Source organism: Sphingobium sp. Ant17 (assembly GCF_000588875.1).
GTDB lineage: Bacteria > Pseudomonadota > Alphaproteobacteria > Sphingomonadales > Sphingomonadaceae > Sphingobium.
The window spans coordinates 1-20367 of the sequence record NZ_JEMV01000037.1 but is presented as its reverse complement, the minus strand read 5'-3'; the positions used below and the strand labels follow the sequence as shown (position 1 = coordinate 20367).

Below are 20367 nucleotides of genomic sequence, written 5' to 3'. Positions count from 1 at the left end.
CCGCGCGAGGATGGTCACTGCTGCGCGACTCCGCCGGGCTTGCGGGCACGGAAGAGCCGGTCGTCCAGGGCGTAGAAATGGCGCGCCGCATTATCGATTCCGCTGGCGTCAATCTCTTCCAAGTCGAAGCCCGCGGCGCGGATGCGGTCAGCGAAATCCGGGCCATATTGGCGCACATGATCCCATTGGCCAAAGCGGCGTTCGCGTTCGCGCGGGGGGATGTCGAAACTGCCATCCTCGGTCGGCTTGGTCCAGAGCGGCACGATCAGCCAGGCTTCGCCGCCCGGCTTCAAGGCGCGGTAGATATTACGCAGCACGGCCATGTCGTCGGGCACATGCTCCATCACATGGCTGGCGTAGAACAGGTCGTAGCGGTCAGTGACGGCCAGTTCCATGAGATCCACCCGCGCCATGTTGGGGACGGTGTAGCGCGACGGATCAAGATCGGCGGGCATATAGTAAGCGGCGGCGGCGAAGCGCCGGACGAGGCTGGCTTCATTGGGGGCCATATGCAGAATTGCGCCATCGGTCGGCACGGTCAGGCGGCCATTGGCGATCAGCCAGTTCATCAGACGCTCGCGCGGCGATGCGCCGCATTCCGGGCAGCCCCATTCGCCATTATCGCCATAGCGGAAAAATCCCACGACGGTCGCGCCACAGGCCGGACAGCCCCGTTTGCGCCGCGCTCCCAGCGCCTTGCGCGCCTGGAGCGAGGTTCGGGTCAGATGCTTGCCGACAGCCTTGGCCACCCGCTGGACAGTAATCACGTCATTCTCCGCTTGGGAACAGGGGATGGGCTATACAATATCGTGACGCTTTGACGAGGGGGTCAGCGCGACTTGGCCGGATTCCAGATGGTGACGGTGCGGCCAGTCATGGCCTTGATCACGCCCTGCAGGGTTGCGGCATAAGCGATGAATATATCGACCAGCGCCGCGAACGGCCCGCTTTTCGCGCGCACCCCGGCCCAGATCGTCAGAGCAACGGAGAGCGCGCCGACCATATAGAGCATGGGTGAAATCCGCATCGCCAGCGTCCCCGCCGCAATCGCGCCGGTCAGGATGAAGACGCCGCCGAACCAGCGCACGATCTTGCGCGAGGCATATTTGAACCGGTCGATCGCGGCCATCCGGCGCAACTGCGGGCGCAGATGGACATGGGTGTGCCAGGCGCGGGCAGCGATCCGCACTTTGCGGCGATATTCGTCCTTGCGCCCGGTCACCAGCCGTTCGCGGGCGATGACATCCTTGGCCTTCACCAGGCGCTTGCCCGCGAACACCACCGCCATTGAGACGGTCAGGTCATCGAGCACGCTGTCAGGGAAATCGGGATAGAGGCTGCGGCGGATGGAGAAGATGGAACCGTCTGCGCCCAGCACATTGCCGGTGCGCGACTCCTCGTCCTTCAACCCTTCCTCGATCCGCCAGTAGAGCGAGCCGACCGAGGCGGTCGCGCTTTCATCCGCGCCGATATAGTGGAGCGACCCTAGCACGCCGCCAATCGCGGGGTCGGCATAGCGGGCGAGCAGATTGTCGATGGCTTGCGGGTCGAGGAGGACATTGGCGTCAGTGAAGATCAGCACGTCACCTGTGGCACGGGCGGCGAGTTGCTTCATGCCATGCGCCTTGCCCGTGCGGCCGGGGCCACGGATCAGGGTGACGAGATCGCCCTGGGCGGCGATCAGGTCGCCGGTGCCGTCGGACGAGCCATCGTCGAAGGCCAGGCATTCCAGCCCCGGATGGCGGACCTTGAGCATGGCGATATTGGCCAGCTTTTCCGGCATCGCATGGGCTTCATTATAGGCGCAGAAGAGCAGCGAGGCGCTGGGTGGTGTGTTCGCTGTCGGGGCTTCGGGACGCGTCGGTAAAGCGCGCAGAATCAAGGGGTAGAAGAGGAAGGGCCACAGCAAAGCGAACAGCGAAGCGGACAGTAGAACGCCTATTAGCAAATCGGTCATGCTCAATAGGCCTTGTGGTGGACGAGGACGCCCAAGGTCGCGACGATGATGCGCAGGTCGCGCCAGACCGACCAGTCGCTGACATATTCCAGGTCGGATTGGAGCCGGTCGATCAGATCCTGATGATGGTCGGTCGAGCCGCGATGGCCGCGCACCTGGGCGAGGCCGGTCATGCCGGGCTTGATGCAATGGCGCGCCCAATAGCGGGGGTCGACTTCCCAATAGAGGCTGTCCCCGGCCCGCGCGGCGGCGGCATGGGGGCGTGGGCGACGATACTCATATAACCTTCTAATACATTGAAAAGTTGAGGTAATTCGTCAATGCTAGTCCGGCGCAAGAAGGCACCGATCGGGGTCACGCGACCATCGTCGCGCTTGGTCAGGGTCACGGCGTGCGTGTCGCTGGCCTCTGTCCGCATCGAACGGAATTTGTAAATGGAGAAGGAACGGCCATCCTTGCCGATGCGCGGCTGGCGGAAGAGGATGGGACCGGGACTGGTCAGTTTCACCGCCAGCGCCGCGCCAATCAGGATCGGCGAGAAGAGGATGGTGGCGACGGTGGCAACGATCAGGTCGAACAGCCGCTTGATCAGCCGGTCGCGGAACTGCAGCGGGCCGCCTGCGACGATGATGGTCGGCTGGCCGTCAAATTCGGCGACCCGTGCAGGCGCGAAGCGAAGCAGTTCGGGCACGACGATCTCGCCCCGGGCCGACAGTGATTTGAGCGCCGCCGACCAGTCGGCCATCCGGTTGAGCGGACAGGCGACGATTACGCGTTCCGCCATGCCCACCGCGCTCGCCAGCCGCGCGGCCATGTCGGCATCGTGGCGTTCGGGGCGCAGGTCGATGGCGGCGGCTTCGATGACGGTCATATGCGGCCCGGTCGCGATCATCACGCCATCCATGATGACGACGGTGAGGTCAGGCACGTCGCCCAGCACCTGCCCAGCCAGCCGCGCGATCGCCAGCCGCACCAGCGCGACGCAAGGCCGCCCAAGCCAAGGCCGGTCACGAAGGTCAGGCGCGACAATTGTTCGGCCATCTTGCCGAGATAGACGATCAACAGCATCAGCAGCGCCGCCTGCACCAACGCCAGCAGCGCACGCACGATGCCACGCCGGACATTGTTGAGGCTTTGAATGCCATAGCCGCCACCCTGCACCGCCAGCAGCGCATAGAGCGGCGCGATCATCGCGAACATGACGAGGCCGTGCGGCTTGCCCGGCTCGCCCCACAGCGCGCCCAGCACGAACCAGTTGGCGGCGAGGAAGGCGCAGAACAGCCCGGCCATGTCCCCGCCCAGGCACAGCGCGTAGAGGCGGAACCGCACGATTTCCTTGGAAACTGTCACTGCTTAGCCCTGATCATCGCCATGCGCTGCGTTGGCACCGGGCGGCGCGGGTTGCAAGGGGGTAGGATGAGAGTCGGCTTATGCTGATCCTCCCCTGGCAGGGGCGGACCGGCATATGGGGAACACGCCTCATTTAACTGCGTCATTCCCGCGAAGGCGGGAATCCATCTCCCCCCCTTATCCCCTTGGTTTTAGGTTGGGAGATGGGTCCCCGCCTTCGCGGGGATGACGAAATCTGAGAACTCCGCTTCAAGGAAGGAAATGATTCTACGCCCCAAACAATCGCGTCAGCGATTTGTCGAGCATCAGCAATTGCCACAGCAGGCGGCCATGGTCGGCGACGCCGAAGCGGTGGTCGGTGGCGATGCGGGCGAGCATGGCGCTGTCGAACCATTCGGTCCTGGCCAGCGCCGATCCGCCTGCGATGGCGGTGGCTTCGCCCGCCAGCGCGCCGCGGAACCAGGCGCTGATGGGGGTGACGAAGCCCATTTTCTGGCGATAGAGTATGTCCTGTGGCAGATAAGGCTCCATCGCCTTTTTCAGCAGATATTTGCCGCTATTGCCGCGAATGCGCTGGCTGACAGGCAGGCGCGCGGCAAATTCGACGAGGCGATGGTCGAGCAGCGGCTCGCGCGCTTCTAAACTGACGGCCATGCTCATCCGGTCGGTCTTGGTCAGGATGTCGCCGGGCAGCCAATATTTGATGTCGGCATATTGCGCCCGGTCGAGCGCATCGCGCGCGGGCGCGTTGGCCATCGCCTTCACATAGCGATCTTCGGCGCGATAGCCGCCGAGCCGTCCCTTGACCTCCTGCGTAAAGAGGCGCTGGCGCAGGGCATGGGGGGTAACGCCGACCGACGCGGCATAGGCTTCGCCGCCGCCGCCCGCCAGTTCCAGGAAGGTGGATTTGGCCCGCAGCGCGCGCGGTGCCCAGTCGGCCTTAGGGTAATATTTGCCGAGCGTCCCGAACAAGGGTTCGCGGATCGACGCGGGGATGAGGCCGCGAATACGTTCGCCCTGCATCTGGAAACGGTGGCGGCGATAGCCGGCAAAGGCCTCGTCCGCGCCGTCGCCCGATAGCGCGACCGTCACCTGCTCGCGCGCCAGTTCGCACACGCGGAAGGTCGGCAGGGCCGACGCATCGGCAAAGGGTTCGTCGAAATGAAAGGCGAGCCGGTCGATCAGGCCATAATCGTCGGGCGACACGATGCGGCTGCGATGATCGGTGGCGAAGCGCCGCGCGATCCGATCGGCATAGGCTGTCTCGTCGAGCGCGGCGACATCGAAGCCGATGGTGCAGGTCTTGACGGCTTGGGAAGATGCCTCCGCCATCAGCGCGACGACGCTGCTGCTGTCCACCCCGCCCGACAGGAACGCACCCAGCGGCACGTCGGCGACCATGCGCGAGCGGACGGCCTGCCGCATCAGGGCAACCAGTTCCTCTTCGGATTCCTGGGGTGAGGATTTGGTGCGGTCGGCGAAGCTGACGTCCCAATAGCGGTGCGGCTGGGGCAAGGGGCGGCCGCGCACCAGGCGGAGCGTTTCGCCCGCGCCGAGTTTGCGCACGCCCGCGACCAGGCAGGCATCGTCGGGGACATAGCCATAGGCCATATAATCTTCGAGTGCGGACAGGTCCGGCGCGCGGCGCAGGAGCGGATGGGCGAGCAGGCTTTTGAGTTCCGATCCGAAGATCAGGCTGCCATCCGACAGCAAGGCATAATGGAGCGGTTTGACCCCCAGCCGGTCGCGCACCAGCCAGAGCGACTGGGCGCGCGCGTCGAACAGGGCGAAGGCGAACATCCCGTTGAAGCGATGGACGCATTCCTCGCCCCATTGGCGATAGCCGTGGAGGATGACTTCGGTGTCGCTATGGGTGCGAAAGACATGGCCCTTCGCCTCCAGTTCGGCGCGGACTTCGGCGAAATTATAGATTTCGCCGTTGAACACGACCGCCAGCGCCTCGTCGTCGGTCAGCATCGGCTGTGCGCCCGATTCCAGGTCGATGATCGAGAGGCGCAGATGCCCAAGGCCTACGCCCGGCGCGGTCCAGATGCCGCTGCCGTCCGGTCCGCGATGCGGCATTGCGTCGAGCATGGCGCGGACCCGCGCAGGATCGACCGGCTTGGCCGTTTCCAGATGAAAGATACCCGCTATGCCGCACATGCGAACCCCTCTAGCGGATGCCCGCGCTGCGGTCAGCCAAAAGCTGTATGTCGCCGATATTGGTCAGGAAGGCGCGGATCGCCGCATCGGCGGGACGCCCCTGCCCTTCTTCGGCGGAGATGAGGATGGCGACGGCGCGCTGATCCTGGCCCAGCAGGCGGGCCTTCATCGTGGCGATCTTGACGCCCGGTCGGCTGCCGGTCGGCGCGTTGCCGCCCACGACATAATAGCTGACGACATGGCGCACGACCGGGCCGGGGGCGGTGATCTGCTCGCCCCGCCCGCCCGGTGGCGCGGGTGCGGGCGAGGACCAGACCCATTCACTGTCGGGATCAGCCGCGCCCTGGCCGAAGCCTACCAGTTCGCGGCCTTCCTCCTGCCGTTCATAGGCGATGATGGCGAGATCCACCAACTGGCCGTTGGCGTTGCTATAGCGCCCCAGGGTTGCATGATCGGCCCCATCGAAGCGCGGCTTCCAGGGATAAGCCATGGGCGTATCGCTGCGGGTCCAGCCCTGAATGACGGGCAAGTCGATGCGCGCGGGCAAGGGATCGGCATTGGCGGCGGTTGTGGCCAGCCAGAGCGGCGCGGCGACGATCAGCGCCAGTGCGATGCCCGCGACCCGGCCTGCCGATCCGTGGTTTGCCACTGCGCCCTGCAAGCGGCGCGGGTCGAACCAGGGATCGCCTGGCTTGCGGTCGAAGAAGGGCCAAGCCGTCGCCATTACGACAACCATGATGATGGCGAAGAAGACCCAGCCATAGACGACATGGTCGAACCCCACCGCCGCGTCGATGGTGGTGAGATGCGCGACCAGGATGGTGGCGAAGGCGCGCACGCCGTTGGCAAGGATGGAGAGCGACAGCGCACCGACCATGAAGATGATGCGGCGCGGCCAGCTGCGGAAGCAGACATTGCAGACCAACACGCCATAGGCGGTCATGGCGATCAGGAATTTCGCGCCCGAACAGGCCTCCGCCACTTCGAAATAGCCGGTCGGCGTGGTGATGAAGATGCCCTCCATATGGGCGGGCACCCCGGACAGGTCGAGGAACATCATGGTGAGCTGTGCCGTCAGCAATTGCAGCGGCGGGACGAGTTCCTCGCCAAAGGGCACCATGAAGAAGGCGTAGAAAAGCGGGAAGATGAGCGCGCGCGTTACCGCGGGGCCGAGCAGCGCGATGGTCGCGCCCTGCAACAGGATGATGATCGCGCCATGGCGAACCATTGCCACGCCCGCCGCTGCGCCCAGTAACCAGGCGAGCGCGCCCAGGCCCAGCCAAATGAGCCCCGGTGCCCAGGCGACTGGCTCCAACTGGCGCAGGCCGGGCAGGCGTTGCTGGACCAGCCAGGCGATGAGCGGCGGGATGAAGAGGCAATGGCCGAAGGTGGAGGAATTCCACCAGATCGAGACCATCGACTGCACATCGTCGAAGAAAAGGGTCAGGATCGCGAAGGCAACGACGCCGAGCGCGGTCAGATGGCCGCGCCATCCGGTCAGATCGACGAGCGGGGTGCGCGCCATGGACAAGGTCTGGCCGGTCATGCGGCGCGGGTGCCCGCTTGAGGTCCGAACAGCAGGTCGGGCAGATGGGCGAGCGTTGCCGACCAGCGGTAGCGTGCCTCCATCCGGGCGCGGGCGGCGAGGCCGGCTTGGGCGGCGCGGGCCGGGTCGGCGAGCAAGGCGTTGATCTTGGCGGCTTCTTCGGCCGGGTTGGCGGCGATCAGGAAGTGCAGGTCATCCTGCGCGTCGATCCCTTCGGCGGCTTGGGGCGAAGCGACGACCGGGCGGGCCATCGCCATGGCTTCCAGCACCTTGTTCTGGATACCGCGCGCAATGCGCAAGGGGGCGACGACGATGTCGGCCGCTGCCAGCCAGCCGCGCACGTCGGGCACACCGCCGGTGACGATCACGCCGGGCTGGGCGGCGAGCGCTTCGACCGCCTTGGACGGGTTGCGCCCGACGATGGCGAAGCGGGCGGTCGGATGGACGGCGCGGATGGCGGGTAAAGTCTGGCGCGCAAAACTGTCAACTGCCTCGACATTGGGGCGATAGTCCATTTGGCCCGTGAAGACGAGCATGGGGCCATCGCCATGATCCACCTGGGGAAAGGCAGCGGCGGGATCGAAATAGTCGAGCGCGACACCATTTTCGAGCGGCACGATCCGGTCGGGGCCAAGGCCGCTGGCGGCGCGGAACAGGGCCGCTTCCGCTTCGCTGACGAAGGTGCAGATATCGGCGCGGGCGGCGACGCGACGTTCGAAGTCGAGCAGCACGCGGCCCTCGCGCCGGTTGACCCAGCCCATTGGGCCGGAGCCTTGTGCGCCATAGGCGGCATATTTGGCCGAATCGAAATCGACGAAATCCATGAGGAAGCGGACGCCGGACGGCAGCGCGGGGACGAAATGCGCCATCTGCGCCGAATAGGCGACGACGGCGCGGATCGGCCGGTCGGCCAGCGTTTGCGCGACCCACTGGTGCAGGCCGGGATGGTCGAACAGCGAAACCAGCAACGGTTCGCGCTTAGCGAGGCCGGTCAGGCCCGCCACGACCTTGGACTTGTCGCGCCGTAGCAGGCAATGGCTCTGCGCAATGGCGGCCAGTTCCCCGGCGAAGCCCATGTCGCGATCATCATCGGCGAAGCAGCCGACATGGACGGGGGCGACCTGCGCCAAGCGCTTAAGCAGGTTGCACGAGCGGATCTTGTCGCCCCGATCGGGCGGAAAGGGGATGCGATGGCAGAGGAAGAGAATATCGCCCGTCATCCAAGGCCCCGCGCGATATGCGGGCCGATCAGCGTCGCGAGGCTTTCGGGGAGCTTTTTCCAATATTCGACCTTGCGCCGATATTGGAGCGAGAGCGGATTGACGTCGCGCGTCTCCTTGCCCGGCGCGGTGCGCAGATGATAGCCGAGCGGTTCGCCTTCGAAGCCCCAGCTTTTTTCCAGGCGGCGGGGCCAGTGCCGACCTTCGACCGGCCGAAATCGAAGGTCGTGCAGCCGCGCTCGCGCGCCTGGCGCATCAGCAGGAAATAGAGCGCTTCGTTCGAGCGCATCGTCCGCGCGCCGTCTGCCGCGCCATGCCAATAGGGCATGCATGCGCCGCCATGATAGAGGCTGATGACCGCCGACAAGGGCTTGCCGTCCTTCGACACGACGGCGATGTCGGCATCCGCGCCAAGCCGGTCCAGCACGCCGTCGAATAGCGCGCGAGGAAAGACCGGGGTGCCCAGATGGTGGACGCTATGGGCGTAGAGACGGTAATGAATGTCGCGCAGCCGCTTGTCGCGGCCGCTTTCGAACGTCAGATCGTTCGCGAGGCCCTTACGGATTTCGGCACGGTGGCGCTTGGGTACCGCCTTGAGTTCCGTGTCATCGTCCGCAGCGAGTGGGCGGGCGAAGCCGAGATAGGCGTCGGCCTTGGCCTGCCAGGCGAGACCGGCAGGCGCTTCGCCACCGCGCAGTTCGAGCGTGGCGCAGCCCAACTTCTCCGCCAGAGTCCAGGCGGCGTCGGCAAGCGCGGCTCCAGCCTTGCGTTGGGTCGTCAGGATGCCGCCGTCGACGGCGAACCCACTACCCACCAGGCGCGGCCAAACAGCATCGACCGGATATAGGTGAGCGGGAGAATGCCGACGATCTGACTGCCGAGCCACGCGACGAGCATCCGGCCTTTCTGCCCCGTGCCGTCCTGAACCCCCATGATCCAGCCGGGACGATGAAAGGGCGTCGACGCGGGATGGGCGCAGACCCAAGCGTCGATCGCGGCGACCTCCGTCGCATCCGAAAGATGCGCCTCTTCGACGATGAGGCCCAACTCCGTTATCCCTTGCATGAACGCCATGTCCCACTCACCCCCCGGCCCCCGTCCGACCCGATGGTCGGCATAGCATATATGACGTGTTTCACCCCAGGCCGCGCGCGATGAACGGGCCGACAAGATTGGCCACCGGCAGGGGCAGTTTTTTCCACAGCGCGATGCGCCGCTGATATTTCTTGCTCTGGGGGTTAACGTCCCGCTTAAGGCCATCGGGCGACCATTCATAATAGGTCAGCGCGCGGGGCGCGAAGCCGAAACTTTTTTTCCAGGCGGCCTGCCCGCTATCCACTTTGGAACGGCCGAAATCAAATTCCGTCATGCCGCGTGCGCGGCCATGGCCCATCAAGCGGTAATATAGGAGTTCGTTGGAGCGCAGCCGCCGGGCATCGGCGAGGCCACCACCCCAATAGGGCATCACCCGACCGCGATGATAGAGCGTCAGCACGGCCGAGACGGGTCGGTCGCCTTCGCGCACGATCAAGATGTCGGCGTCATCGCCGAACCGGTCCAGCACCGCGCGGAACAGCCGCGCGGGGAATACCGGGGTGCCAAGGTTGCGGACGCTGGTGGCATAGACGCGATAATGGTCGCGCAGATGCTGGCGACTGCGGCCGATGTCGACCGTCAAGGCGGGGTTCGCCAGTGCCTTGCGGAGTTCTGCACGATGCTTGCGCGGGATGGCGAGCAGTTCTGCGTCATCGTCGGCGGCGATTGGTCGCACGAAGCCGACATGCTGGTCCGCGCGCTGCTCCCATGCAGTGCCGGGGGCGGGTCCGCCGCGCAGTTCCAGCGACAGGCCGCCGCGACTGCGCGCCAGATCTTCGGCTGCGCTGACCAAGGCCGCCACGGCGCGATCATTGTCCGCCAATATACCGCCATCGACGGCAAAGGCGGTCGAAACAAGCGCCTGTCCGAACAGACGGCTTTGCACATGATGCAGCGGCAACAGGCCGCTGATGCCGCCCGAATGGCCGACCGCCGCGAGCAGCAGCGCGGGATTACCTGTTCCCTCCTCCACCGCCAATAGCCAGGCAGGCCGGTGAAAGGGCGTACCGTCGGCATGGCGCATGACATAGGCATCGACCGCCTGCACCTGCGCCGGATCGGTCAGGTCCATCATCGTGACGAAAGGTGTGGCCGCCTGCCCCATGGTCAAGCGGCCCGCGCCGCTTCGGCATCGGCCAATGCATCGACGCGTGTCCAGGCGAAGTCGCGGGTCAGGCGGCGCAGCTTGGCGGCCATGACCGACAGGTTGCTGTAATGGCGTAAGCGCGAGCGGAGCGGTGCGTCCGCGACGCGCGGCTGGTCCGGGTCGATTTCCCAAGGGTGGAAATAGATGATCGCGGGTCGCCCGGCCTGATCATTGACCTGCCGGATGGCCCAGCGGGAGAAGCCATAGGGCAGCAGCCGGAAAAAGCCGCCACCGCCCGCGGCCAGCGTGCGCTGCCCCAGTTTCGCGGTCGTCACCGGTAGTTCGACCAGATCGGAGCCCGCCACCGGCTTCCAGGCGAAGCGCGGCGATTGCGGCCAGCCATAATGGTCGTGCCGGATCGGCGCGACGCTGGAGGAATAGCGATAGCCCTCCTCCGCCAAGATGGGATGCGCCCAGGGCGTGCGCGTGTCGATCGAGAAGCTGGGCGCGCGATAGCCGGTGACCGCCTGCCCGCTGGTATCCTCCAGGATCGCGCGAGCCTTGCGCAGGTCGGCACGGAAGGCTTCGGGGGTGAAGGTAAAAACGCGTTCATGGTCATAGCCATGGCTGGCGACCTCATGCCCGGCGTCGGCAATGCGCCGCATCAAAGCGGGGTAACGTTCGGCGACCCAGCCCAGGGTGAAGAAGGTCGCCTTGACGTCCGCCTGCGCGAACAGGTCGAGCACCGCGTCGGTATTGCGCTCGACCCGGTGAGTCAGCCCATCCCAATCGGCGCGACGGATCGTGCGCTCGAACGCGCCGACCTGGAACCAGTCCTCGACATCGACCGACAGGGCGTTCTGCATCATTCACCTATTCCAGCGCATCGAGCCGTCAGGCAGCGACGCTGTTCTGCGTCGCCCCCGTCATGCGATCTTCGCGCTCGACCCAGTCGACCAACAGGGTCAGCACCCGGCGGAGCGCCGTATCCTGCTCCTCGGCGCGAAATTCCAGCGATGACAGCCGTTCCTCGATCAGGGTGAAGCAATCCTTGAGCGCTTCGGGATCGATAGCCTGGGCAGGCACGAAGGGAACATGCGCCTGTACCGAGCGCAACGAGGCGATTTCGGCGCGCAGCGCTTCGATTTCGGCCAGCATGTCATGGCGCAGCATCTCGACGGCTTGCGGATCGATGGTTTTGGCCAGGGCCGCGTCGGCTTCGTCCATGTCGGCGATCTTGGCCTGCAGCTCATCGGACAGGGCGACCTCGGGCTGGTCGTCTTCCGCGTCGATGACCGCGTCCACGGGCGGCGCGAAGGGGGGACGCTGCGATGACCAGTCGGACTGGTCATAGGGCGAGGCGAAGCCGACATCGGTATCGTCATCCTGTGCCGGGTTGTCCTCCAGTGCGACCGGTTCGTCCGCGACCTCAGCATCCGATCGGGCGGACGCAGCGGGCCAGCGATCGTCAATCAGGTCCGCTTCCGGCATTGCTTCCAATGGCGTGTCGTGGGCTTCCGCAACCGGATGCCATTCAGCCGCTTCCACTTCCGGCTCAGCTTCGACCGCAGGTTCCGGGGCGATGGCGACGGGATCTTCCTCGACATCGTCCAGCATGGACGGCGTCATCGCGGCTGGCGCGACGTCGATATCCAGCCCCATATCGGCCACGACCGCCTGCACCACGTCGCGTCGATCGTCTCCAACTGCTCGATCGCGCCCATCAGCAGGACGCGGCTGACCAACGCGTTCAGCCGACGGGGCACACCGCCGGTTGCGGCGTAAAGCGCGGCAAAGGCCTCCCGCGTGAAGATCGGGCGACCGTCCCAGCCCGCGATCGTCAGCCGATGGATGACATAGGGTTCGACCTCCTTGGCCATCATCGGTTCAAGATGATGGGTGGCGATGACGCGTTGGCGCAATTGTTCGAGTTGCGGGGATTTCAGCAGATCGCGAAATTCGGGCTGGCCGAGCAGGAAAATCTGCAGCAGCGACTGGCCGCCGAGCTGAAAATTGGAGAGCATCCGCAGCTCCTCGATCGCCGAGACCGCCAGATTTTGCGCCTCGTCCACGATTAGCAGGGTGCGCCGTCCGGCGCGCGCCTGCATGTGCAGATAGGCTTCCACCTGCTGCAGCGTCGCCGCCTTCGTCATGCCATCGGTGGCCAGGCCAAAGCTTTGCGCGGCCAGACGCAGCATGTCGTCGCCCTGCACCTGGGTCGAGACGATCTTGACCGCGGTGAGCCGCGAAGGGTCGATCGTCTGCATCAGGTGACCGACCAGCGTCGTCTTGCCCGCGCCGATGTCGCCGGTGATGACGATGAAGCCTTCACCCTGCGCGAGGCCATAGCCGAGGTATGACAGCGCCTTGCGGTGGGTGGCGCTTTCAAAATAATAATGCGGGTCCGGCGTCAGCTGGAACGGGCGACCCTGCAAGCCGTAAAATTGGTCATACATATCTTCGTCTCCCCAGGCCGACCCGTTAGAAGCTGTAGCGCAGGCCGACCTGGCCCAACGCGCTGATGATGGTTTCGAAATCGTCCGCCTGAACGCCGTCCAGGCCGACGGATGCCGACGCGGACAAGCGCCGGGTCAGAGTCTTGTAATAGCTGGTGAACGCACCGAAGTTCAGCACATCCGGCCGATCGCCACTGGCATCGAAATAATTGATGTAGGTGACGAGGTCCATGCTGTCGCTTTGGCTGAACGTATAGCTGACCGAGCCGTTGCCGTACCAGTTTTCGTCACGCGATCCGCTGATCAACACGCTCTGCCCCTGCGGCGTTATGAATTTGCGCTGCGAATAGCCAGCACCAAGGCCCCAGCCCCATGGCCCCCGCCGCAGCGCATATTGCGCCGCGACGCCGCGATAGCGGAAGTTGGCATCGGTGATGCCCGATAGCGAATCGTTGAAACATTGGCCGCCGCCGGTGGTCGAGAAGGCGCAGCCGGTGAGATCACCGGTGAACGGGTTGCGCACGACATTGAGGCTGCTGCCCGACACGGCCGCGACATCGGCCATGATCATGCGGCCGAAACTGTCGATGCCGTCGAAGACCATGACACCAAAGCTGCTGTCCTGACCCTGCCACGTGAAGCTGCCCTGATAGGTCATGCCGCCATAGCGTTCGCCCACCCGCGCGCTGAGCGATGTGCGACGGCTGGGCCGCCACAGGACGCCCGCATCCCAGATGATGTCGTCGAAATTATAGATGAGCGCGCGCGGCGTGCTTTTGTCGGTGACGTAACGGCCGTTGCGGATGAGCGGCGTGCCGTCGGCCGCGCGTTGTGGCGGACGCTGGCTGATCTCGATCTTTTCATAGCCGATGCCGCCGATCAGCGCGACGGTGCGCGAAACCGGCAGGGTGGCATCGAGCCGACCCCAGGCATTTTCGAACCGCTGGTCAAGCTGGCTGGCGTCTTCGCGATTATAGCCTGCGCTGGCGGTCAGCCCAACCGGCAACAGCGTGCCGGGCGCAAAACCGACCGAGCCCAGCAAGCTGTGCGTCCAACTGTCGGCAAAGGCACCGCCCTGCGCGCCGGAAAGGTCGGCGTTGACGCTGTCTTCGACCCGCGCATAGCCCAATTGGTAGGAGCCATTGACGGTGAAGTCGCCAAGCTGCGTCGTGTAGGACGGGCCGACATAGCCGGCAAAGACCTGGCTGGTGAAGCTATTGTCGTTGAACGACGTCGCGCCCGACAGACCATCGGTCCGCACCCGCGTCGCCAAGCCGCCTGCGTTGAGCGAAAGGCCGCGCGCCAGGTTGACGCGCGCACTCGCGATGCCGCTTAGGACATCCTGATCCGGCGTCTGGCGGCTCCAGCCGAAGCTGTGATTATACTGAACATCGATCACCGCTTCGACCCGGCGATTCTGGACTTCGGCCGTCACGCCAGCCGTGACATTGGTGTAGGTCAGCACGTCGCCGCCGCCCTTGAGCGGGCCGGTGACGACCTGATCGATGCCGATATAGGGCGTGACGTTTGCGCGACGCTGCGTGTCCTGCGCCAGTGCGGGCGTGGCGGCGGTGGCCAGCGCGACAAGCGATGCGCCGCAAATCCAGTTGCGGGTCATGAGCGGGTTTCCCCCTTGGCATAATAGCTGCCGAAACGGCGACCGCCGCCAGCGAAGCGGACGGCGTTAAGCAGAAGCTGGACCTGCGCCCCGCCCTTGAGCAGGCCGATCGCATCGCGCACGGCGGCTTCGCTGGTCTTGTCGGCCCGCACCACCAGCAGGGCGATGGCGACATGACTGGCCAGCACGGCGGCGGGCGAGGCCGCCAGCAGCGGTGGCGAATCGAACACGAGGATGCGGTCGGGCCGTCCCTCGGTCAGGCGCGCGAGCAGTTGTTCGGTGCGGGCGGAGGAGAGAAATTCGGTGTCGGCATTGCTGCGCTGTCCGGCGGGCAGGATCGAGAGCGAGGGCATGTCGGTACGGATCACGCAATCCTCGATCGCCACCGTCGGATCGGCGAGCGCATCCATCAGGCCAGGGCCAGCCTCCAGCCCGAGCGCGGCAGGGATGCCGGGCTTGCCGAAATCGGCGTCGATCAGCAGGATTTCGCGATCCTTTTCGGCCGCGAGGCTGAGCGCCAGATTGATCGCGCAGAAGCTCTTGCCATCGCCGCTATGGGGCGAGCAGACAAGGATGCGGTTACCGCGCTTATTGTCCTGCAACTGGGCGAGCAGGTCGCGCTTGAGCAGGCGAAATTCCTCGCTCATCGCGGTGACCGCGCCGTCGGGCTGCAGGAAGCCTGCTTCCGCCAGCGCGATCCGGTCGATCGGCTGCACCGGGCCGGTCCAGGGCAAGGCGCGGAAGGCCGGAGCCTCCGCCAGGGCAGCGGGCGGTACGATGACTGGCTCGGCTAGCGGCGGCGCATCGGCGGGCATTTCGACCACAGGGGCGGCACGACCGCGCAGGGCGGCGCTGAAATCATAGATTTCGGTGGCGCGCTCGATCAGCGACCCGCCTTTGATGGGGCTATGCTGGTTCATATGTCCTGGTTCCTTCACGCCCACATCTCAAGCCATGCCACGCTGGACGAATTCGACGACGATCAGCAGCAGACAGACCGCGGCCAAGCCGCCGCTGGCACCCGCAAACCACTTCATCCGCTGCTTTTCGACGGCGACCTGCGTCGCACTGACCGCCTGGCTGATCGAACCGGCGACCGGCAGGCCGATCGCTCGCTCCAGCCGGGCGGCGGTGGGGAATGTTCCCTTGAGCTGGCCCATGGCGAAGGCGACGCCGACGCCAGCGCCGATGCCGACGATCAGCACACCGAGCAACAGCAGCGGCCGGTTGGGTGCGGTCGGGGCGGTAGGAACGCTGGGCGGGTTGATAACGCGGAACTGGACCGATCCGGTTTCTGACTTCACCTCGCCGCGCAAGCGGATTTCCTCGCGGTCAGCGAGCAGCTTGTCATATTGGGTCTTGAGCACTTCATAATCGCGGTCGAGCTTTTCCTGCTCCGACGCGATGCCCGGCTCATCGACCTGCCTGGCCATCATGGCGTTGAGGTCGCCTTGCAACTGTGCCTTGCGCGCGGAGAGCGCCTGTACAGTGGCAGCGCGTTCGGCCTGCATCGATTTGATCGACAGATAGGCGGGATTGGGCGTGCCACCGCCGCCGCCTGCGCTGCCGCCGCCCTGACGGCGCAAGGCATCGACTTCACGCTGCGCCGCGATCACGTCGGGATGGTTGGCGGTCCAGCCGCGCGCGCGCATGCCCGCAAGGTTCGACTGGGCCTGGCCCAGGGCCGAAGGGCCGCCAGACGCGCCGACACCCGGCAGGCTTTGCGGAGTGCCCGCCAATTGACCGTTCATGGCGCTCAGGGCGCTTTGCGCCTGCACCAGCTGCGAATCGATCTGGTTGATCTCCATTCGCGCGGCGTCCATCCGCTGGCTGATGGACCCCGCCCCCGGCAACAGGCCGACGTAGCGCTGCGCAAATTCGACGCGGCGCTGGTCTGCGGCCTCCATCTGCTTGGCGCGCTCGGCAACCTGTTCGTCGAGGAAGGCGATGCTCTGCTTGGTCTGGGTCCGGTCGCCAGAAAGATTTTCTTCCTGGAAAATGTCGATCAGCTTCTGCGCCACCTGCTGCGCGATCCGCGCATTCGCGCCATCCGACAGGCTCGAATCGGCCGATACGGCGCTGATGTCGATCATGCTGGGATCGGCCTGCGACATGACGGTGATATTTTCACGCAGGGTCGAGATCTTCGCGGCAACGTCGCGCGGGCCGGAGATGCCCTGCGACAGATCGGTCTCACGCACGACCTTTTCCAGATTCTTCGCGCTGGCGAGCGTGCTGCGGACGCGCTCCAATTCCTGCTGCGACTGGACCTGGGTAATGCCGACCTTATCCTCCAGCAGCGACTGGGTGCTGACATAGACCCGCGCCTTGGACTCATAGCTGTTAGGGATCAGTGCGACGCCCAGCCAGCCGAGCATGGCCACGCCCCAGGCGACGCCCAGCGCGATCCAGCGGCGGCTCCAAATGCCATGGAGCAGGACCAGCAATTCGTCGTAGAGACCGGCCATATCAGAACATGCTTTCGGGGATGATGATGACGTCGCCGGGGGCGAGCATGACGTTGGCGCGCGTATCGCCCTTCTTGAGAAGGTCGTTTAGGCGGACCTGATATTCCTTTTGCTTGCCGCTCTTCTTGTCGAAACGAACGAGGCGCGCACGGTTGCCCGCGGCAAATTCCGACAGGCCGCCGACCGAGATCATCGCATCGAGCAAGGTCATGTTGGCGCGATAGGGGATGGAGGCGGGCTTGTCCGTCGCGCCGACGATCCGAACCTGCTGACTGAAGGTGCCGCTGAAATTATTGACGATGACCGAGACGAGGGGATTTTCGATATATTTGGTCAGCGCCAATTTGATGTCGTCCGACAGCATCCGAGGCGTCTTTCCCACGGCCGGCATGTCGGTGATCAGCGGCGTGGTGATGCGCCCGTCTGGTCGCACCTGGACCTTGGCCCCCAATTCGGGGTTGCGCCACACGAAGATGGTGAGATCATCGAGCGGGCCGATGATATATTCTTCGCCCGGGCCTTCCTGCGTCGACACGAAGGACGCCGGGGGCAGTTGCGGGCCTGAAGGCACCGACGCGCAGCCCGACAGGGCAAGGGCGGGCAAGGATGCACCGATCAGAAGCCTGGACACGGACAGGAAACGCATATTCTCACCTCTTTGTGCGGCTATGCGTGACCGGCTGCCTAAGAGGGTAAGGCATGGCGTTCAGCATAGGGCTTTGGACCTCTTCATGCCGTCAAAGGGTAAAGATACCGTTAGGAGTTTAGTACACAGTAATCAGCCAAGTAATAGTTCGCGAGGACTTGGGTGACCAAGAAAAGCGGTTGGGCTGGCCGATGCGCCATAGGCTCCGGCGAGGAAGATGGCAATGAGGTCGCCTTCCTGCACGGGCGGCAATGCCACCTTGTCGCCGAGCCGATCGATCGGGGTGCAGAGACAGCAACGACCGTCACAGGATCGTCAGCCGGGTCCGCGCCGAAGCGGTTGGCGACAGCGATGGGATAGTTGCGGCGGATCACGGTGCCGAAATTGCCGCTGGCGGCGAGTTGATGATGCAGGCCGCCATCGACGACGACGAAGGTTTCGCCCTGGCTGACCTTCACATCCACGACACGGGTCAAATAGACGCCGCACTCACCGACCAGCCAACGTCCGAGTTCGATCGCGAAATGGGTGGGTTTGAGGATGTCGGGCAATGTGTCGAGCGCGCTGTCCAGGGCAACGCCGATGGGGCGGATATCGAGCGGGACGTCGCCGGGGAAATAAGCGAGGCCAAAGCCGCCGCCCAGATTGACGAGCGGCGGCGTTGCCCCGACCGCGTCCGACAGCCGGGCCGCCAACGCCAACGTAGCGGCCTGCGTCTCGATGATCGCCATGGTGTCGAGATTTTGCGAGCCGGCAAAGATGTGCCAGCCGCGCCAGTCGGCCCCGCCGTCCATCAGCGTGCGCGCGAGCGCCGCAGCGCGATCGGCGTCCACGCCGAAGGGCTTGGCCCCGCCCCCCATCCGCATGCCCGAGCCCTTGAGATCGAAGTCCGGGTTGACCCGCACGGCCAGGCGCGGCGCCTTGCCAACCTTATCGGCCATGGCGAGCGCGCGACGCCCCTCCCCTTCGGACTCCAGGTTGATCGTCACCCCGGCGAAGATGGCAGCGGTCAGTTCATCGTCGCGCTTGCCGGGACCAGCGAAGCTGATCCGATCCGGGTCCATGCCCGCCGCCAATGCCATGGCGAGTTCTCCGCCCGACGCGATGTCGAAGCCGTCGACCTGGTCTGTCATCCGGGCGAGCAAGGGCGCATAGGGGTTGGCCTTGATCGCATAATGGAGGTGCAAGGTCGCAGGCATCGCGGCCCGAAAGCGCCGGACCTGCGCCTCGATAATTGCCATGTCATAGGCGAAGAGCGGGGTATCGCCTGCTTCATCCACCAGACTGGCCGCCCCGCAGCCGCCGACCAGCAACATGCCCTCCTCGCCTGCGAACCAGGCCGGGATCGGTCCCATCGGCTTCATCTGTAAAACCCTCTCAGCTTCATAACAACGTGCTCCTGCCAAAGCAGGAGTCCAGGACGATATGTCACGCCCCTCACCCTAGGCTCCTGCCTTCGCAGGAGCACCATGTTGGTGCGCGAGGGCGACTCGGTCGGTTTTGCCGTTGGGATTGCTGGGAAATTCTTTCAGCACAAGGATGTCCCTTGGCTGCATATAATTGGGCAGTTCGTTTTTGAGGTGGGCGGCGACCGTTTGCGCGACCGCCGGATCGTCGGCGCGCAGCAGCAGCCGGACCACCTGCCCCAGCCAATCATCCTTGATCCCCAGCGCCACCGCTTCGGCAACACCAGCGACAGCGACGGCGGCTTCCTCTATCTCGGTCGGACTGATGCGATTGCCCGCCGACTTGATCATGGCATCATCGCGGCCGACGAAATAAAGCAGCCCCTGCGCATCGCGCCGCACCGTGTCGCCCGACCAGACCGCCATCCCGCCATAGCGGGAGGCCGTCGGCGCGGGCTTGAAGCGTTCGGCGGTGCGGGCGGCGTCGCGCCAATAGCCCTGCGCCACCAATGGCCCGCAATGGACGAGTTCGCCCGGCTCGTCATCGTCCGTGACGCTGCCGTCAGGGCGCAGCACGAGTATCTCGGCAAAGGGGATGGCGCTGCCCATCGAATCGGGGTGGCTGTCCACCAGGGCAGGCGGGAGATAGGTGGAGCGGAAGGCTTCGGTCAGGCCGTACATGGGATAGAGGTCGGCGCGGGGGAACAGGGCGCGCAGTTTCGCCACCAGGGGCCGGGTCAGCGCGCCGCCGCTGTTTGTCAGGCGCTTGAGCTTGGCCGCGACTTCGGTTGGCCAGTCCAACTCTGTCAGTTGCACCCAGAGCGGCGGCACCCCAGCCAGGGTCGTGATGTCGCGCCGGTCAACCAGCTTCATCACGTCGCGCGGGGTCAGATAGTCGAGCGGATAGACGCAGCCACCGGAGATCCAGGTGGAGAAGAGCTGGTTCTGGCCATAGTCGAAACTGAACGGCAGGACGCAAGCGGTGCGATCGTCCGCGCCCATGCCAAGATAGTCGGCCACCGCCACGGCGCCCAGCCAGAGATTGGCGTGGCTGAGCATCACGCCCTTGGGCCGTCCGGTCGATCCGCTGGTGTAGAGGATGGCGGCCAGCGCATTGGGCCCCGCATCGGACGGGCCGATCGCTTCGCCGCCGCTCATGGCGCAGGCGGCGTCATCTTCGCGGTGCAGATGGCAGGTGGGCGGCACGTCGCCGGGCTGCAGGCTGTCGAGTCGCGCGGCCGTGCCGATCAGCATCGCCGCCCCGCTGTCGGACAGGATATGGGCGACCTGGGCATGTTTGAGCAGCGGGTTGACCGGCACATGGACGAGGCCCGCGCGCGGCGCGGCCAGCGGCA

12 protein-coding genes and 4 pseudogenes are annotated in these 20367 nt (G+C 65.3%); all 16 read right to left on the bottom strand.

Annotation, left to right across the window (positions count from 1 at the left end; genetic code table 11):
- Window positions 1-14: 14 nt before the first annotated feature.
- Window positions 15-767 (bottom strand): class I SAM-dependent methyltransferase, encoded by a 753-nt coding sequence (locus BF95_RS16160; protein ID WP_043152551.1) that lies wholly within the window; start codon window positions 765-767, stop codon window positions 15-17.
- A 62-nt stretch (window positions 768-829) separates the two neighbouring features.
- Window positions 830-1957, bottom strand: coding sequence for a glycosyltransferase family 2 protein (locus BF95_RS16155; RefSeq protein WP_043152550.1), 1128 nt, complete (start codon window positions 1955-1957; stop codon window positions 830-832).
- 2 nt (window positions 1958-1959) lie between these two features.
- Window positions 1960-3307 (bottom strand): annotated as a pseudogene (locus tag BF95_RS30750) (exopolysaccharide biosynthesis polyprenyl glycosylphosphotransferase).
- Between the two features lie 267 nt (window positions 3308-3574).
- Window positions 3575-5470: an XrtA/PEP-CTERM system amidotransferase gene (locus tag BF95_RS16145; protein ID WP_043152549.1), complete on the bottom strand. Its 1896-nt coding sequence runs from the start codon at window positions 5468-5470 to the stop codon at window positions 3575-3577.
- Window positions 5471-5480: 10 nt separating this feature from the next.
- Entirely contained in the window at window positions 5481-7016 is a 1536-nt protein-coding gene (xrtA, locus tag BF95_RS16140) for an exosortase A (protein ID WP_043152547.1), read from the bottom strand.
- Window positions 7013-8236, bottom strand: a complete 1224-nt coding sequence (locus BF95_RS16135; RefSeq protein ID WP_043152544.1) for a TIGR03087 family PEP-CTERM/XrtA system glycosyltransferase — start codon at window positions 8234-8236, stop codon at window positions 7013-7015. The genes xrtA and BF95_RS16135 overlap by 4 nt, the downstream gene beginning before the upstream one ends.
- A pseudogene (locus tag BF95_RS16130) lies at window positions 8233-9310 on the bottom strand (FemAB family XrtA/PEP-CTERM system-associated protein). The gene BF95_RS16135 and the pseudogene BF95_RS16130 overlap by 4 nt, the downstream one beginning before the upstream one ends.
- Window positions 9311-9371: 61 nt before the next feature.
- A complete protein-coding gene (locus BF95_RS16125) occupies window positions 9372-10436 on the bottom strand; it encodes a FemAB family XrtA/PEP-CTERM system-associated protein (RefSeq protein ID WP_043152542.1) in 1065 nt (354 codons plus the stop codon).
- Window positions 10437-10438: 2 nt separating this feature from the next.
- On the bottom strand, window positions 10439-11287 hold the full coding sequence (locus BF95_RS16120; protein ID WP_043152539.1) for an XrtA system polysaccharide deacetylase: 849 nt from the start codon (window positions 11285-11287) through the stop codon (window positions 10439-10441).
- A gap of 663 nt (window positions 11288-11950) precedes the next feature.
- Window positions 11951-12874 (bottom strand): annotated as a pseudogene (locus BF95_RS29370) (XrtA/PEP-CTERM system-associated ATPase); the annotation flags it as partial.
- A 25-nt stretch (window positions 12875-12899) separates the two neighbouring features.
- Complete coding sequence (locus BF95_RS16110; RefSeq protein WP_043152537.1) at window positions 12900-14492, bottom strand: hypothetical protein; 1593 nt, start codon at window positions 14490-14492, stop codon at window positions 12900-12902.
- On the bottom strand, window positions 14489-15412 hold the full coding sequence (locus BF95_RS16105) for an AAA family ATPase (protein ID WP_043152535.1): 924 nt from the start codon (window positions 15410-15412) through the stop codon (window positions 14489-14491). Before BF95_RS16105 ends, BF95_RS16110 begins: the two co-directional genes overlap by 4 nt.
- Window positions 15413-15439: 27 nt before the next feature.
- On the bottom strand, window positions 15440-16960 hold the full coding sequence (locus tag BF95_RS16100; RefSeq protein WP_043152533.1) for an XrtA system polysaccharide chain length determinant: 1521 nt from the start codon (window positions 16958-16960) through the stop codon (window positions 15440-15442).
- A 1-nt stretch (window position 16961) separates the two neighbouring features.
- Entirely contained in the window at window positions 16962-17606 is a 645-nt protein-coding gene (locus BF95_RS16095; protein ID WP_043152531.1) for an XrtA/PEP-CTERM system exopolysaccharide export protein, read from the bottom strand.
- A gap of 132 nt (window positions 17607-17738) precedes the next feature.
- Window positions 17739-18970 (bottom strand): annotated as a pseudogene (locus BF95_RS16090) (pyridoxal-dependent decarboxylase, exosortase A system-associated).
- Window positions 18971-19048: 78 nt separating this feature from the next.
- On the bottom strand, window positions 19049-20367 hold a 1319-nt coding region (locus BF95_RS16085), incomplete at its 5' end, for an AMP-binding protein (RefSeq protein WP_043152529.1).